Source organism: Streptomyces sp. NPDC107546, from assembly GCF_055639175.1.
The window spans coordinates 133,445-148,728 of record NZ_JBVKBA010000001.1; the positions used below are offsets into that span (position 1 = coordinate 133,445).

The following is a 15,284-nucleotide window of genomic DNA, read 5'->3' on the forward strand; positions in this document are numbered from 1 at the left end:
AGACTGGTGGGCTGTTGTCCGGCCGAGCCGTCGACGCGCCGTCGTCTTGTTCGCGCCCCTTTCCCGCATCTGGATCTGGAGTCGCCCCCCATGCAGGCAGAACCGAAGAAGTCGCTGGTGGGGGAGGAGTACGAGGTCGAGATCGGCCCCGTCGCCCACGGCGGTCACTGCATCGCCCGCACGGACGCCGGTCAGGTCCTCTTCGTCCGGCACGCACTGCCCGGCGAGCGGGTCGTGGCGCGGGTCACCGAGGGCGAGGAGGGAGCCCGTTTCCTGCGCGCGGACGCCGTACGCGTGCTGGAGGCGTCGAAGGACCGCGTGGAGGCGCCCTGCCCCTACGCCGGCCCCGGCCGTTGTGGCGGCTGTGACTGGCAGCACGCCAAGCCCGGCGCACAGCGCCGGCTGAAGGCCGAGGTGATCGCCGAGCAGCTGCGCCGGCTCGCGGGTCTCACGCCCGAGGAGGCGGGCTGGGACGGCACGGTGGTGCCGGCGGAGGGCGACAAGCTGCCCGCCGGCGAAGTGCCCCAGTGGCGTACGCGGGTGCAGTACGCGGTGGACGCGTCCGGCAGGGCGGGCCTGCGCCGGCACCGCTCGCACGAGGTGGAGCCGATCGACCACTGTCTGATCGCCGCCGAGGGCGTCAGCGAACTGGGCATCGAGAAGCGGGACTGGACGGGGATGGACTCCGTCGAGGCGATCGCGGCGACGGGCTCGCAGGACCGCCAGGTCGTCCTGACCCCGAAGCCGGGCGCGCGCCTGCCGCTGGTGGAACTGGACAAGCCGGTCTCCGTCCTGCGCGTGGACGAGAAGACGGGCGGCATCCACCGCGTCCACGGCCGCCCCTTCGTCCGCGAACGCGCCGACGGCCGTACGCACCGCGTCGGAGCCGGCGGCTTCTGGCAGGTCCACCCCAAGGCGGCGGACACCCTGGTCACGGCGGTGATGCAGGGCCTGCTTCCGCGCAAGGGTGACATGGCGCTCGACCTCTACTGCGGCGTCGGCCTCTTCGCGGGCGCGCTGGCCGACCGGATCGGCGAGAAGGGCGCGGTGCTCGGCATCGAGTCGGGCAGGCGCGCGGTCGAGGACGCCCGGCACAACCTCGCCGACTTCCCCCGCGTCCGCATCGAACAGGGCAAGGTCGAATCGGTCCTGCCGCGCACGGGCATCACGGAGGTCGACCTGATCGTCCTCGACCCGCCACGGGCAGGCGCGGGCCGCAGGACGGTCGCCCACCTCTCCTCGCTGAGCGCACGCAGGATCGCCTACGTCGCCTGCGACCCGGCCGCCCTGGCACGGGATCTGGCGTACTTCCGGGAGGGCGGGTACGGGGTGCGGACGCTGCGGGCGTTCGATCTGTTTCCGATGACGCATCATGTGGAGTGCGTGGCGATTCTCGAACCGGCCGCCAAGGGGTCCTGACCTGCGGGTTCGCCATCCCGGGTGCTTCCTTCGACCTGTTTCCCTCCGCACAACACATCGGGCAGGGAACCATCCGCTTTGGGCCTCTGAGCTGCGGTTTCAGGCACGGACGGCGTGCCGTCGCTCGTGCTCCCGACGCTATTTTTGGCACGATTGACGCTCAGGTGACGCTCGTGCTGAAACTTCGTCATGGCTTCCGTGAGCGGTGCTGATACCCAACGGCCCACCCTGACGTACTGGTCGCCTTGCGCGTGCGCAGCAACTGGGAGTGGCGCGCCGAGCACGCCTTCCCGCCTGAGGGATCAGCGTGTTTCTGAAGGCCCACCTGACGGTCGGGGATGGCAATGCCGTCGCGTCCCCCGAGAGTACTTTTGCGACTACACATCGCACGGCTAAGTCGGCTATTGCGATGCCGTCCTGACCCACACCAGCATCTGATTTCCCAGCAATCACCGAACGCGCCGTTCGTGCCTCGCGAGCGCCCCCCCGTGCGCACTGAGTCGGCCCCTTCGCCTCCAACAAGCTGTGTCTGTGGTGATCCACCGCCCGCGTCCACAGCTTGAAGGGGGACAAGATGCCGGAGGAATGGATACGGGCTCTTGTGGCGGACTTTGGATCCGAGTGCAGGGAGCGTCTGCGGGTCAGCGACACGGAGGCGTCCATCAGCCTGCCGGTGGCGAAGCTGGTGGAGACTTTCGGGGCCCGCCGGAAATTGAGTCCTCGCCTTCGTCCCGAGCACCCCTTGCCTGAGGCTCGGGTGCGTCCGGACTACGCCGTGGAGACCTCGGGGCGCATCACCGGCTTCCTTGAGCTGAAGGCTCCGGGGCACGACGTCACGCCCGACGGCTTCACGAAGCGGGACCGGGAGCAGTGGGAGCTGATGCGCCGGCTGCCCAATGTGCTGTACAGCAACGGTCACACCTGGTGCCTGTACCGAGGAGGTTCGCGGCCTCAACGCACGGTTCGGCTCGAAGGTGATCTGTACCGGTCCGGCAGCCGGTTGCGTACCGGCGATGCCGACGGAGCGGCGTTCCGTGATCTGCTTCGGTAATTTCTCGGGTGGCAGCCCCAACGCATTACCACCGTCAACCAGTTGGTGTCGTCCATCGCTCCGCTGTGCCAGTACCTGCGGGAGGAGGTGCGCGATCACATCCGCCAGGAGCCGCGTGTGCAGCTCCGGCATGTCCGTCACGCGACTGCCCGGGTGCGGGAGGCGAGCTGCGGGAAGGCGTCTTCCCATACGGCGCGCACGGTGCGACCGACGAGGGTGCGCAGCACAGGCCACAGCTGGAGGAGCAGGTCCCGGTTGAGGTACCGGGGCAGGTCATCACGCAGGCCCTCGTGCAGGACGGTGCGGTACAGGCCCATGCGCTGGCGAGGCTTGGTCAGGTCGTACGAGGTCATCCCCGACCAGGCCATGTGCAGCGGCAGCTCCACGATCCCCTGGGCCGGGCCGTACAACTCATCCAGGGACTCCGGCAGACGCCGCCGGAACTTCTCCCGATAGAGCGCGAGGTCCTCGGCGTCCGCCCCCCGGAGGTCCCTCGGCGCGGGTGCGGGGTGCAGGGCGAAGTTCGGACGGCCACGTTCGTCCGTGGTCTCGACGACGCAGGTGAGGGACGGGGTACGGCGGCTCGGTACGCCGTCCTCGGTCATGCCGCAGGTCTCGATGGAAACGTCATCCTCGGGGAATCCCGCGGCCAACGGCACCGGGTAGCGAACGTCAAATGTCCGGGGCGTGAGCGGGCGAGCCCGTCGTGGGGGCCCATACACGGAAGAGGGCGCGGCCGACGCGCGAACGGCACTGTCCGCGCCGGGCCGGGCGGCGGGCGCGGACAGCAGTACGTCACTGACGACCGGTCACCAGGTGTCCCGGGCCGCCCGCCCGCCCCGCCGCGTGGTCATGCCGCGGGGCGCTTGACCGACATGAGATGGGCGAACACCACCACGTTGGCCTCGTAGTCGTGAGCGCTGTGGTTGTAGTCGCCGCCGCAGGTGATCAGCCGCAGCTGAGGGGTCTGAGCGTCGGCGTACACCCGGTTGTCCGGGAAGCCGGCCTTGCTGAAGGTCTCGACCGAGTCGACCTTGAACCTGGCGACGGTGCCGTCCGCTCGGGTGATGTCCACCTTGCTTCCCCGTTTGAGGGTGCGCAGCAGTACGAACACCGCCGGGCCGGTCTTGGTGTCGACGTGCCCCACCACGATCGACGTGCCCCGCTCGCCCGGCGAGGCGCCGCCCCGGTACCAGCCCACCAGGTTGGTGTTGTTCCCGGGCGGCGGGTTCAGGTGCCCGGAGGCCCCCAGGGAGAGTTCCGTGAACGGCGCGTCCACCCCGATCTGCGGAATCTCGATCCGCTTCGGCGCCGACCGCGGCAGCCCCTGCTTCTGAGGACTCGCCGTCGCGTCCGGCCCCGGAGCCACCGGGGTGGCGGCCGCCGGCGGGGCGGCGTCCACGGGCGGAGCGGCGTCCACAGGAGGGTCCAGATTCGCGGGCGAGACGGCGACGGCGGGCGGGGCCGCCGGCTTGGGGTCCGCAGGGGTGCCGGTCAGTGAGTTGTGGATGAGCAGAACGCCCAGCCCCACCGCCACGGCCGGCCACAGCAGTGCTCGGCCGGCGGTACGGCGGGGCGCGGGTCCGCTCCGCGGCCGATCCGGTGGGGTGGGCTGCGAGAGGGCCATCGGACAATGCCTCTTCATCGACGGGGGCGAGGATCGGACTTCAGGGGCCGGCAGCGGCCGGCACAAGCGCCGCAGCCGCGGACGCCGTCACCCTTTCCAGGGCGACAGCGGCCGCGACCGCGCAGCAACCGGCGAGGGCCGCCGATCAGGCACTGGCGACACTCGACGCGCCCCGGCGCCGCAGCATGTACGCCCCCGCGCCGAGACCGCCGAGGAGCAGCACCGAGCCCGCGGCCAGGCCGCTGCCGGACTCCGCCAGCCCGCCGCCACCGGCCTTCACCCCACCGTGGGGCTTCTTCGACCCGCGCTCCTCGCTCCCGCTCGCGCCCTCCTCCTCGTCGCCCTTCGACCGCGAGCCACCATGGGCGCGCTCGCCGCCCTGCTCGTCGTCCTGCGAGAACTGCTCGTCCTCGCCCGACCAGCCGCCCTCCTCCTGCTTGGCCATGGCCAGGGCGCCGCCACCGGCCTTCACCCCACCGCGCGGCTTGTCCTTCGAACGGCCGTTCTCCTTGCCCTTCGACTCCCCACCCTTGTCGTTGTCGCCCTCCTCGCCCTTCTCCTCGCCGTTCTCCTCGCTCTTGCCGCCGTGCTCCTCGCCCCTGGACTCCTCGCCGTTCTCCTCGCTCTTGCCGCCGTGCTCCTCGCCCCTGGACTCCTCGCCGTTCTCCTCGCTCTTGCCGCCCTGCTCCTCGCCCTTGTACTCCTCGCTCTTGCCGCCCTGCTCCTCGTCGTTGGATTCCTCGCCCTTGTGGTGGCCGTGCTCCTTGCCCTTGTGGCCGCCGTGCTCCTCGCCGCCGTAGGAACCGCCGTCCGCGGCCCGAAGCTCGGGCGCCGACAGGGCGTACGCGGCGGGAGCGGAGAACACGACGGCAGCGGCGATCGCCGCGGAGGCGAACATGGTCCGGGTCGCTCGCATGAGAGGTAGTCCTTTCATCGCCACCACGAAGGCCGACACCACGTCGGCACGGGAAATCGCAGTGGTGACGTGATCACCTTCAACCCGAGGACCGCCTCTCACCACCGCAGAACACGGCAAGCGAGCCAGCTCGTACTCCCTCCGGGTGCCTGCGGGCCGAAAAGTAACCCGGTCGGCAGCACACCCGTTAGTACTAGTCCGACCACGAATGGACGCGGGGGAAGCGTGTCCGGACATCGATGTGCCGCACTCGTCGCTGCGATGACGCGGCATCAGGTCTCCGCACGACCGGGAGGCCGGCCACTCCAGGTGCGAAGGCATGTTCGACGTGCATTCAACTTGGTTCCTGTCATGTGAGTTGAGCGCGATTCGTGCGTCGCGCGACGCAGCGTCAGGATCCTTGTACCGCCGATTGCGGGGCGATGGCGCCGATCGGTCGCGTCGGGTCCCGGGCGGCGATGTCGGGGGCGGATCCCTCGGCGGGCCCGCCCATACCGGGCGAGCCGCGCTCCGGGCCGGGCGGGCGCCGGCGACCGGGCCGAGACGGATGCGGTGACCGCGGAGAGGTCTTCGGGTCGTGGCCGGAGGGGTGCGCCTCGTGATGCGCGCATGCCCCTGGTCCGCCGGCGATGGGCCCGCACGACCCTGGTCCGCCTGCGGACGGCCCGCATGGCGCCGCCCGGGTGACGGTCCCCCTCGCTTGCTTTGTCTCTTGCGCAATCCGGGAACTGATGGGCGTCCGGAAGCGTCGATCATGGTGGACGCGGACGACGACATGGCCGTGGAGGACATCGATGGGTGTGGCCCTGACCAAGGGCGGCAACGTGTCGCTGAGCAAGCAGGCCCCCGGCCTGACCGCCGTGACGGTGGGACTGGGCTGGCAGGCGGACACGGGCTACGAGCCGGACGCCGGCGCACTCCTGTGCGACGGGAGCGGCAAGGTGCTGTCCGACGAGCACTTCGTCTTCTTCAACAACCTGAGCAGCCCGGACGGTTCGGTCCGCCACTCCGGCAGCGGCGGCCCGGTCGGCGGTGACGACCAGCAGATCCACGTCGACCTCATGGGGGTCCCGGGTGAGGTCACGAGCATCGTCTTCCTGGTGTCGCTCTGCGACGCCCCGGCCCGCGGCCAGGCCTTCGAGCACCTCGGCGGCGCCCACATCCGGGTCGTCGACGAGGACGGCGGCGCCGAACTGGCCCGCTACGACCTCGCGACCGCCGGTCTGTCCGCGGAAACCGCCCTGGTCTTCGGTGAGTTGTACCGGCACGGCGCGGAGTGGAAGTTCCGCGCCGTCGGCCAGGGCTACGCCTCCGGGGTGGCGGGCATCGCCACCGACTACGGCGTGAACGTGCTGAAGGAGAGCGCGAGCCCGGCGCCACCGGTCACCATCGCCAAGTCCGCAGCGAAGACCGGTCCGTCGTATCCGCCCGCCCCCACCACCGCCCCACCGCCGCAGGCGGTCACCGCGCCGCCGCAACCCCCAGGGAGTTCCCTCGTGACGTGCTTCTTCGACCCGACCCACGGCCCCGGCACGACGACGGTGACGTGGTCGCCGCAGTGGGGCGTGCCCCGGCAGATCCAGACCTGCGGCGGCTGTGCGCAGCGCGTGCAGACGACGGTGCCGCCGTTCTACACCCCGCCACAGCAGGGCTACCCCCAGCCCGTGCAGCAGGGTTACCCGCAGCCCGTGCAGCAGGGTTACCCGCAGCCCGTGCAGCAGGGGTATCCGCAGCAGGGCCATCACGACCAGTACGCGGACCACCACCAGCACGGGGGCGGCCGCCGCTTCGGCACGGGCGCGCTCATCGGTGCGGGCGCGGCCGGACTGATCGGCGGAGCGCTGCTCAACGAGGCGTTCGACGACGACGAACCGGAGGTCGTGGTCAACAACTACTACGAGGACTGACGACGCGGGCGGCGGGGCCGGAGGGGACCTCGGGCCCCGCGTCCCGCGCACGCCACCGACTGCGCCCACACGGGCCTCAATGCGCCGGGTGCGGAAGGGGCGGGAGTACGTTCGGTACGGGCACGCGGTGCGTCGGGTGCCCGCCGGTTCCCCGGGTGCGAAGGCGCAGGGGGAGAGGGGCGAGAGATGGCCGAGTCCCGGCTGCGGCGCAAGTGGCTTCCCGTGCTGGTGCTGGCCCTCGCCCTGTACGTCATCGTCCGTGCCGCCGGCACCCCGCAGTCCAGCGCGCCGCCCCCCGCCGCCGCGTCCACCCCCGCCCCCACCCCGCCCTCCGCCTCCCCCTCTTCGAGTGCGTCCGCGTCGAAGAGCGCGTCGGCGTACGACCCGGTCGACTACGCCCCCCAGGTCCGGGCCCGGGCCCGCCAGGCGGGGATCGACGCCCGACTGCTGATGGCGATCCTCTACAACGAGGCCTACAAACCGCACGATCCGGCCCTGGAACGGGCCTGGCAGAAGTACAAACCGGATGCGTCCTTCGGCATCGCCGACATGCACCGCGCCACCTTCGACGCGGTCAAACAGGGCCGGGACTTCGCCGGTCGCCGCTGGGAGGACCTGCCCGACGACCGGGACCTGGCCATCGAGTCCGCGGCCTGGTACCTGCACGACCTGGCCGCGCAACTGCCCGCCACCTGGCCCGCCTCCTACACCAAGGACGACCTGCTGGCCCTCGGCTACAACGCCGGCGTGGGCAACATGCTCGCCTTCGCGCGCGGAGCGGCCCCGGGCGCCCAGGCCCGCTCCTACCTCGACCGCCTGCACGCCAACTGGACGAAGGCGGGCCAGGCGGTCGGAGCGTAGCGTTCTGTCACCCGTACGAGAGGTCGGAGCACGGGTCGTCGTCGGCGGAGCGGGCGTCGGCCTCCACCGAGGAGGGCAGGGCGGTGGGTGTGGGGGAGGCCGAGGGGGCGGCGGTGACATAGGACCGGCCCAGGACGACATCGATGCCCGCACCGGTGAGGGGCTTCAGCTGTGCGCCGCGGAAGAGCCGGGCGACCGTTTCGGCCCTGGTCTTCAGGTCCGCGCCGTACTCGATGACGGTGGTGGCGTGGTCCTGGCTGCTCGCGTTGGCGGTGCCGGTGACCGTGAAGCCGTGCCGGGTCAGGGTCGCCGCGGCGCGGGAGGCCAGGCCGCCGGTGGTCGTGCCGTTGTAGACCGCAACGTCGATGCCGGCCCCGGAAACGTCCGCGCTCGGGCTCGGTGAGGCGGAGGCGGCGGCCTTGCCCTTCGTGCCGGCGGCGTCCTTGCCGTCGATCGTGCGGTCCGCCCTGAGGCCGGCCCACAGCTCCGAAGCGTCCGGCTCGACGATCGCCACGCGCTCGCCGACGTACCGCCAGGGAATGGTGACGAACTTGGTGTTGTGCAGGTCGATGTCCTTCAGCGACATCGCGAAGGAGATCAGCTTGTTCGCCGAGCCGAGTCCGGGATCGACGGTCAGGGACTTGGTGGCGGCTTCGGCGAGCGGCAGCAGGTCGGTCGGGGTGAGCCCGTCGCTCTTCACCTTCTTGATCAGGCCGGCCACGAACGCCTGCTGACGCTTGATCCGGCCTATGTCCGACCCGTCCCCGATGCCGTGCCGGATGCGCACGTAGTCCAGGGCCTTCTCTCCCGACACGGTCTGCACGCCCTTCCTGAACAACAGCGCGCCCCGGGTTCTGAGGTTGGGGTTCAGATCGTTCTCGTACACCTCCTGCGGCACGCACACCTGCACCCCGCCCACCGCGTCCGTCAGAGCCGCGAAGCCCTTGAAGTCGACGACGACCGTGTGGTCGACGCGCAGCCCGGTGAGGCTCTCGACGGTGTTCTGGGTGCAGGCGGGGTTGCCCTTGGCGGTCTCCCCCACCGAGTAGGCCGCGTTGAACATCGTGTTCGGCTGCGCCTTGGTCCACGTGTCGTCCGGGAGCCTGCACGGCGGGATGGTCACCAGCGTGTCGCGGGGGATCGAGAGGGCGACGGCGTGCCGGTGGTCGGCGTAGATGTGCAGCAGAAAGGTGGTGTCGGAGCGGCCTATGTCGCTGCTGTCGCCCCCGCCGAGCGCGGAGTTGCCGTCGGTGCGCGCGTCCGTGCCGATGACGAGGACGTTCTCGCCCTTCGACGCCCCGGGCTCCGGTCGGTTCCTGGACAGCCCCCCGGCGTCGAAGGTGTCGATGTCGCTGTTCAGTTTGAGGTAGATCCATCCCAGGCCGGCCGTACCGAGCACCACGACGGTGAGCGCGACGGCCAGGGCTATGCGCAGCGTGCCCCGCTTGCGGCGCCGTGCGCCACCGCCGTGGTGGCTCGGAGGCTCGCTCCCGCGGCGGTGGCGGGACGGGGTGGCCTGGCGGCTCGTCGGCATGGCCGCGCCCTCATCCGTGAGACTCATACGGAGGGGACGACCGGCCCCACCTGATGGTTGTACAGTTGCGCAATGTAGCAATAATCTCAGGTGGTGCCGCGCTCCCGGCGGGCACCCCGGTCCGAGGAAGAGAAGGGGTGGGCGGGGATGCTCCGCAACGGCCTGGAACCCTGGCATCTGCTGATCGTGGCGATCGTCATCATCCTGCTGTTCGGTTCCAGGAAGCTCCCCGACACCGCACGCGCGCTGGGCAAGTCGATGCGCATCCTCAAGAGCGAGGCCAAGGCCATGAAGGAGGACGGCGTCACCGCGCAGTCCGCCTCGGCCGAGCCGTCGGCGCAGCGCCTGATCCAGCCGGCCCCCGGGGAGACGGCCTCGGCCCGCCCGGTGGGGGAGAGCGACGCGGTCCACTGAGCTCCCGGGTGCCGTCTGGAGGGTGACGAAGCGTCAGACGTCGACGGGCCGAGTCGTGTCACACCAGTGCGTGCCCCAGCAGTCGCAGCAGATCCCCCGTGGCGTCCGCCGCCCCCAACGCCGGCAGGGCGCCCAGCGCGAGTGTGGTCGCGGCCAGCGGCCACAGGTGCGGGGGAGGGCCCGCCTGGAGGGCGGCGATGCGGCGGGTGACCGCGCGGTCGGTGAAGGCCAACGCGCACGCCGGAGCACGGCGCCCGGCGCTGAGCGCGGCGCGCGCCAGGGCGCGGGCCGTGGTGCCACGGTCCCCGACCGCGTCGGCCGCCCGCTCGTCCGCCCACCGCTCCACCAGGAACGTCACCGTGGTACGGACCGGCGCCAGCAGGGGATCGGCCGCCGCGGCGAGCGCCACAGCCGTCGACAGGAACGCGTGCCGGTGGGTCAGATGCGCCCGCTCGTGCGCCAGCAGCACCCGGCGCTCCGACGGCTCCAGGGCGCTCAGCATCGCCGAGGTGACCAGGATCCGGCCAGGCGCGCCGCCACCGCCGGGAATGGCGAACGCCCGCGGCACGGGTGAGGCGGCGACGACCAGTTCCGTGTCCGGCGGCTGTCCGGCACACAGTGCCCGCAGTGTGCGGCGCGTCACACGTTCCGTGCGGACGGCCCGGTACATGCGCAGGGCCACCCCTGCCAGAGCCAGGATCGCGGCGACGGCGATCGCCGCCGGGACCGGGTCCGGCAGTCGGTGGCCGTCCTCGCGGGCGTCCGTGGCGACCGGCGGCACCTGGCCCACCAGGGTGATCGCGAGCAGCGCCAGCGACCAGACAGTGGCGGCCGCGGTGAATACGGCGGAGACGGTCAGCACCCGGGCCGCGAGCGCGGGCGCCACTCGCCGGCCGACCAGCGGGCTGAGGGCGGCCAGCAGCAGCGACAGCAGGAGCGGGACGTAGACGTCGATCTTCATGCGCCACCCCTTTCGCGGAGGGGGCGCCCGCCGAGCAGGTCGCGCAGCGCCTGTTCCTCCTCGGGGCTGAGGCCGGAGACGAACTGCTGGAGCGTGGCGATCGGGTCCGGGCCGCGGTCCAGTGCCTCGTGCATCGCCTCGGCGGTCAGTTCGGCCGCGTTCTTCGCGGGCCGGTACGCGCCGCGCCGCCCGTCCACATCGCGCAGCACGAGCCCCTTGTCGTACAGCCGTTTGAGGATGGTGTGCACGGTGTTGTAGGCGAGGCCGCCGTCGATTTCGGCCTGGATCTCGGCCGGGGTGAGCGCCTCCTCGGTGGCCCACAGCGTCGCGAGCACCTCGCTCTCCAGCTCACCGCTGCTGCGTCGTTCCGCCCTGCCCCCAGGGCCTCTGCCGGCCATGCCCGCAACCTTACAGCGCGTAGGGGGCTTGTCGGTGGTGGGGCGGAGCGGCCCCCCGCGGACCGCCACGGCCCGACTCACTCCATCGGAGCAAGACCGCCCACGGGCAGGCCGGGTGACCGCCGTTCTCGCGCTGCACCCCCTGGCCGCGCGCGTTAGCTTGTCCGTGTTTTACCTGCTTCTTTCCTGATTTCCATCGTCAACCCTACGACCTGTAGGGTGTGATGCCCCTGCGGCCCGTAGGGGTGAGAGGTGGGTCATGGCCAACAGCTCGCGCACCACGCTCGCAGGCGTCCGCCGGCTCGCAGCGCCGTCGGTCGCCGGCATGTCGTGGCGGGACCGCGGCCAGGGCCTGATCGCAGCGGTCGCGGGCGCCTTCGCGCTGGCCCAGCTCGTCCTCGTACGGCCGGGCATGGGACTCGGCTGGGACGAGACGGTCTATGTCAGCCAGATCAGCGCCCACGCCCCCGCCGCGTACTTCAGCGCCCCCCGCGCTCGGGGCATATCCCTGCTGATCGCCCCCGTCACCTGGTGGTCCTCCTCCACCGCACTGCTCAGGGTCTATCTGGCGGTGCTCTCCTCCGCCGCCCTGTTCGTCGCGCTGCGCGTCTGGCGCCCGCTGTTCCCGGCCCGCGTCCTCGCCCTGGGGGGCGCCCTGTTCGCAAGCCTGTGGGTGACACTGTTCTACGGCCCGCAGGTCATGCCCAACTACTGGGTCGCGATCGGTGCCCTGGCCGGCACCGGCTGTTTCCTGCGCGCCCACGCCGACAGCACCGACCGGGCCGCCCTGTGGGGACTCGCCGCGGGCGCGGCACTGATGACGTGGATGCGGCCCACCGACGGTGTCTGGACCACCGCGCCGCTGCTGGCCCTGGCGCTGTTCTTCCCCCGCTGGCGCCGACTGCGGCTGCTGTCGGCCCTGGTGGGCGGGCTGGTCGCCGGCGCGGCCGAGTGGATCGCCGAGGCCTACGCCGACTACGGCGGCCTCCTGCACCGCCTCGCCGAGGGCTCCCGGATACAGGGCGGCCTGGGCTGGAGCATCGCCATAGGCGACCAGCTGCGCAGCCTCGGCGGGCGCGCCCTGTGCCGCCCGTGCGCCGGCCCACTGCCCAACCCGGCGGTGACCGCCTGGTGGTTCGTGCTGCCCCTGCTCGCGGTGCTCGCGGCGGCCGTCGCACTCCGGGCCCGCCGCCCGGCAGCCCCTTCCCGCACCCTGGTGCCCCTGACCTGCGCGGCGACGGCGGCCTTCCCGTACCTCTTCCTCATCGGCTACGCCGCACCCCGCTTCCTGCTCCCCTCCTACGCCCTGCTCGCGGTCCCCGTCGCCGACGCTCTCCTGCACCTGGTCACCGGGCGGGACGGCCGGTGGCGTCCGGTCACCGCGACGCTGGTGGCGATCGGGCTCGCCGGGCATCTGGCGGTCCAGTTCGCGGTGCTGCACCGCACGGTGGCCCGCACGACCGCCGACCACCGCGGCTGGTCCAGCACCGCAGCCGAACTGCACCGGCTCGGGGTCCGTCCGCCCTGCCTGCTCACCGGTGACGAAGCCGTCCCCATCGCCTTCTACGCCGGCTGTGCCTCCGCCGCCACCAGCGGCCACAACGTCAACGACACCGCCGCCGGCATCGCGAGCACCGCCCGGCGCATCCCCGTCGCCCACCTGGGCACCCCCACCGGCCGGCCGCCGTCGTACACCCGCGGCTGGAAGACGCACAGCTTCGACGGCGTCCGCATCCTCGTCTCGCCCACGGCGAAGGGCGGACACGGATGAGTCCTCCGCCGGCCACCGAGGCGGCGCCGGACACCCGGGCGGCGACCGCCCGGACCGGCACCGCGATCCTGCGCCGCCGCGCCCACTGGCAAGCGGCTCTCACCCTCGCCGTGCTCGCCGCCGCAGCCCTGCTCGCCCTGCGCCACTGGCCGGTGATCGCGTCCGGCGCGGACCGGCTCACCGGTGCCGACCCGGGCTGGCTGCTGCTCGGGGCGACGGCCGCGACGGCGACCTGGACGTGCTCGGCGCTCGCCCAGCAGGGGGCGGTGCCCGAGGCGCTGCCCGGCGGGCGGCTGGTGGCCGTGCAGTTCGCCGCGTCGGCCGCCAACCATCTGCTGCCCGCGGGCGTCGGCGCGGGCGCCGTCAACCTGCGCTTCCTGACCCGCTGCGGGCTGTCCGTGACCCGCTCGGCGACCGCGCTCGCGGTCAAGGCCACCGCCGGGGGCACGGCGCGCGGAGCGCTGATCGCCGTCCTCGCGCTCGCCGGGCCCGGGCTGCTGCGCCTGCCGCACGCTTCCACGGTCCTGGTGGTGGCCGCGGTCCTGGTGGCCGCCGCGCTCGCGCTGCTGCTGATCGGGCCGGTGCGCCGTGCCGCCGGGGCCGTGCTGGCGGACGTGCGGGCCGTGCACCGGCTGCCCGGGCGGGCGCTGGCCCTGTGGGGCGGCTCGCTCGCCTTCGCGTCGCTGCACGCGCTGGTGGTGATCGCGGTGACCCGGTCCCTCGCCGTGCCGCTGCCGCCCGAGCGGGTGGCGCTGGCCTACTTCGTGGCGAGCAGCGCGGCGGTCCTGCTGCCGACCCCGGGCGGCATCGGCGGGCTGGACGCCGCACTCGCCCTCGCCCTCTCGCTCAGCGGCGCACCGGGGTCAGCGGCGGCCTCCGTGGTCCTCGGTTACCGCCTGCTGACGGTCTGGCTGCCGCTGCTGCCAGGGTTGCTGGTGCTGGGCCTGCTGGTACGGCGCAGGGTGCTGTGACAGTGGTGCGCGCCGGGCGGTCGACCAGGAGACCTGTGACGCATGGTCGGGGCTCTACGTGGGAGTGCCCGTCCGCTCTGGGGCGGTGTCCTGGCCGGTCGTCGCGGACGCCACCAGCAGCGGACGCAGCCGAGTGGTCGCCAGGCGGTGGGACAGGGCGTCCGGGCGGCGACTGAGGGGGATCATCGTGAGCGACGCGACCAGGGCGCCGACCACGAACCCGGCCACCACGTCGTGCGGGTAGTGGGCGCCGACCCAGACCCGGGAGACCGCCATCGCACCGGCCGCCACCAGAGCGACGTACCCGATCCGGCGCGAGACGAGGAACAGGGCGACCGCGGCCGTCGCGGCTATCGCCGCGTGGTTGCTCGGGAACGACCAGTCGCCCGGCGCCGGACACGCCTCCAGCGTGACCACGTGCAGGCTCTGGCAGGGCCGGTCCTCACGGACCAGCAGCTTCAGCACGGAGTTCACGGCGTAGGCCAGCACCACCAGCAGCGGCACCGCCAGGGCGAGCAGCGCGGCCCCGGCGCCGGTGCGGCGCGCCCGCCACCAGGCGAGGACCATCAGCACGGCGAAGACCCCGAGCCCGTACGTCGACCAGGCGGAGATCAGCGCGTCCAGCCAGGAGGGGGTACGGCGGGCCAGGTCCACCACGTCCGTGTAGGCCCAGCCGTCGATCGGGGCACCGTCGAAGGCGTACGTCATCCGCGGACACCCTCCTTCGCGGCCCGGCGGGAGCGCAGGACCTCAAGGGCGACCGGGATCAGGGAGACCAGGACGATCACCGCGACCATCGGCAGCAGGTATTTGTCGACGTTCGGCACCGAGGACCCGAGCGCGTACGCGGCGAGGGTGAGACCGAGGCTCCACAGGAGGCCGCCGGTCACCTGCCAGACGGTGAAGGTCCGCACCGGCACCTGCAACGCACCCGCCATCGGGTTCAGCACCGTGCGCACCACGGGGACGAAGCGGGCCAGGACGATCGCCTTCGCGTGTCCGTACCGCTCCAGGAGCTCCTCGGCGCGGCGCGCGCCCTCGTGCAGGCGGGCCGAGCGGCTGCGGGTCAGCAGCGCGCCGCCCGCCTTGCGGCCGAGCAGATAACCGCACTGCGACCCGGCGAGCGCGCCCACGGCCGCGGCGACCAGCAGCGCGGGCAGCGACAGTTTCACCCCCTGCTGCCCGGAGCCGGTGCACAACAGGCCCGCGGTGAACAGCAGGGAGTCGCCGGGCAGGAAGAATCCGATCAGCAGGCCGGTCTCCGCGAACATCACCACGCCCACGCCCAGCACCCCGAAAGCGGCGAGCAGGGACTGGGCGTCCAGCACGTTCACCGCTAGTTGTGATCCCAGGAACAAGGAGGTGGCCATCGTCGCGAGCCCTTCCGGTACGGAGACCGGGCGCGACGCGGCGTCACCCGGCGGCTGACTACATTCGTGTAGACGTCTACGGAA

At 72.3% G+C, this 15,284-nt stretch carries 15 protein-coding genes; 7 read left to right on the forward strand and 8 right to left on the reverse strand.

Annotated features, from left to right (window positions below; genetic code table 11):
- Nucleotides 1–90 precede the first annotated feature (90 nt).
- Both ACZ7L1_RS00575 and ACZ7L1_RS00580 read left to right on the forward strand, forming a co-directional pair.
- Nucleotides 91–1,419, forward strand: a complete 1,329-nt coding sequence (locus ACZ7L1_RS00575; RefSeq protein ID WP_471432992.1) for a class I SAM-dependent RNA methyltransferase — start codon at nt 91–93, stop codon at nt 1,417–1,419.
- 574 nt (nt 1,420–1,993) lie between these two features.
- Nucleotides 1,994–2,470: a hypothetical protein gene (locus ACZ7L1_RS00580; protein ID WP_471432993.1), complete on the forward strand. Its 477-nt coding sequence runs from the start codon at nt 1,994–1,996 to the stop codon at nt 2,468–2,470.
- A gap of 137 nt (nt 2,471–2,607) precedes the next feature.
- On the opposite strand, the gene ACZ7L1_RS00585 is transcribed toward ACZ7L1_RS00580, so the two are convergent.
- From ACZ7L1_RS00585 to ACZ7L1_RS00595, 3 genes are all read right to left on the reverse strand, one after another.
- On the reverse strand, nt 2,608–2,985 hold the full coding sequence (locus ACZ7L1_RS00585; RefSeq protein WP_471433513.1) for a hypothetical protein: 378 nt from the start codon (nt 2,983–2,985) through the stop codon (nt 2,608–2,610).
- A 335-nt stretch (nt 2,986–3,320) separates the two neighbouring features.
- Complete coding sequence (locus tag ACZ7L1_RS00590; protein ID WP_471432994.1) at nt 3,321–4,097, reverse strand: class F sortase; 777 nt, start codon at nt 4,095–4,097, stop codon at nt 3,321–3,323.
- A 145-nt stretch (nt 4,098–4,242) separates the two neighbouring features.
- Complete coding sequence (locus tag ACZ7L1_RS00595) at nt 4,243–5,013, reverse strand: hypothetical protein (protein WP_471432995.1); 771 nt, start codon at nt 5,011–5,013, stop codon at nt 4,243–4,245.
- Between the two features lie 794 nt (nt 5,014–5,807).
- Here ACZ7L1_RS00595 and ACZ7L1_RS00600 point away from each other — a divergent pair.
- Both ACZ7L1_RS00600 and ACZ7L1_RS00605 read left to right on the forward strand, forming a co-directional pair.
- A complete protein-coding gene (locus ACZ7L1_RS00600) occupies nt 5,808–6,920 on the forward strand; it encodes a TerD family protein (RefSeq protein WP_471432996.1) in 1,113 nt (370 codons plus the stop codon).
- A 186-nt stretch (nt 6,921–7,106) separates the two neighbouring features.
- The gene (locus ACZ7L1_RS00605; protein WP_471432997.1) at nt 7,107–7,781 is read left to right on the forward strand and encodes a lytic transglycosylase domain-containing protein; all 675 of its coding nucleotides are present in this window, start codon (nt 7,107–7,109) and stop codon (nt 7,779–7,781) included.
- 7 nt (nt 7,782–7,788) lie between these two features.
- Here the strand turns inward: ACZ7L1_RS00605 and ACZ7L1_RS00610 are convergent, their stop codons facing one another.
- On the reverse strand, nt 7,789–9,342 hold the full coding sequence (locus ACZ7L1_RS00610) for an LCP family protein (protein ID WP_471432998.1): 1,554 nt from the start codon (nt 9,340–9,342) through the stop codon (nt 7,789–7,791).
- A 120-nt stretch (nt 9,343–9,462) separates the two neighbouring features.
- Here ACZ7L1_RS00610 and tatA point away from each other — a divergent pair, with 120 nt between their 5' ends.
- Nucleotides 9,463–9,729, forward strand: a complete 267-nt coding sequence (tatA, locus tag ACZ7L1_RS00615) for a Sec-independent protein translocase subunit TatA (RefSeq protein WP_471432999.1) — start codon at nt 9,463–9,465, stop codon at nt 9,727–9,729.
- Nucleotides 9,730–9,787: 58 nt separating this feature from the next.
- Here tatA and ACZ7L1_RS00620 read toward each other — a convergent pair whose 3' ends face one another.
- Both ACZ7L1_RS00620 and ACZ7L1_RS00625 read right to left on the reverse strand, forming a co-directional pair.
- Nucleotides 9,788–10,690 carry a M48 family metalloprotease gene (locus tag ACZ7L1_RS00620; protein WP_471433000.1) on the reverse strand — a complete coding sequence of 301 codons (903 nt, stop codon included), beginning with the start codon at nt 10,688–10,690 and terminating at the stop codon, nt 9,788–9,790.
- Nucleotides 10,687–11,088, reverse strand: a complete 402-nt coding sequence (locus ACZ7L1_RS00625) for a BlaI/MecI/CopY family transcriptional regulator (RefSeq protein ID WP_471433001.1) — start codon at nt 11,086–11,088, stop codon at nt 10,687–10,689. Before ACZ7L1_RS00625 ends, ACZ7L1_RS00620 begins: the two co-directional genes overlap by 4 nt.
- Before the next feature lie 259 nt (nt 11,089–11,347).
- On the opposite strand from ACZ7L1_RS00625, the gene ACZ7L1_RS00630 reads away from it, so the two are divergent.
- Both ACZ7L1_RS00630 and ACZ7L1_RS00635 read left to right on the forward strand, forming a co-directional pair.
- Nucleotides 11,348–12,859 (forward strand): hypothetical protein, encoded by a 1,512-nt coding sequence (locus ACZ7L1_RS00630; RefSeq protein ID WP_471433002.1) that lies wholly within the window; start codon nt 11,348–11,350, stop codon nt 12,857–12,859.
- A complete protein-coding gene (locus ACZ7L1_RS00635; RefSeq protein ID WP_471433003.1) occupies nt 12,856–13,830 on the forward strand; it encodes a lysylphosphatidylglycerol synthase transmembrane domain-containing protein in 975 nt (324 codons plus the stop codon). The genes ACZ7L1_RS00630 and ACZ7L1_RS00635 overlap by 4 nt, the downstream gene beginning before the upstream one ends.
- Before the next feature lie 54 nt (nt 13,831–13,884).
- Here ACZ7L1_RS00635 and ACZ7L1_RS00640 read toward each other — a convergent pair whose 3' ends face one another.
- Both ACZ7L1_RS00640 and ACZ7L1_RS00645 read right to left on the reverse strand, forming a co-directional pair.
- Nucleotides 13,885–14,538 (reverse strand): phosphatase PAP2 family protein, encoded by a 654-nt coding sequence (locus ACZ7L1_RS00640; RefSeq protein WP_471433004.1) that lies wholly within the window; start codon nt 14,536–14,538, stop codon nt 13,885–13,887.
- On the reverse strand, nt 14,535–15,200 hold the full coding sequence (locus tag ACZ7L1_RS00645; RefSeq protein WP_471433005.1) for a DedA family protein: 666 nt from the start codon (nt 15,198–15,200) through the stop codon (nt 14,535–14,537). Before ACZ7L1_RS00645 ends, ACZ7L1_RS00640 begins: the two co-directional genes overlap by 4 nt.
- Nucleotides 15,201–15,284: the final 84 nt, after the last annotated feature.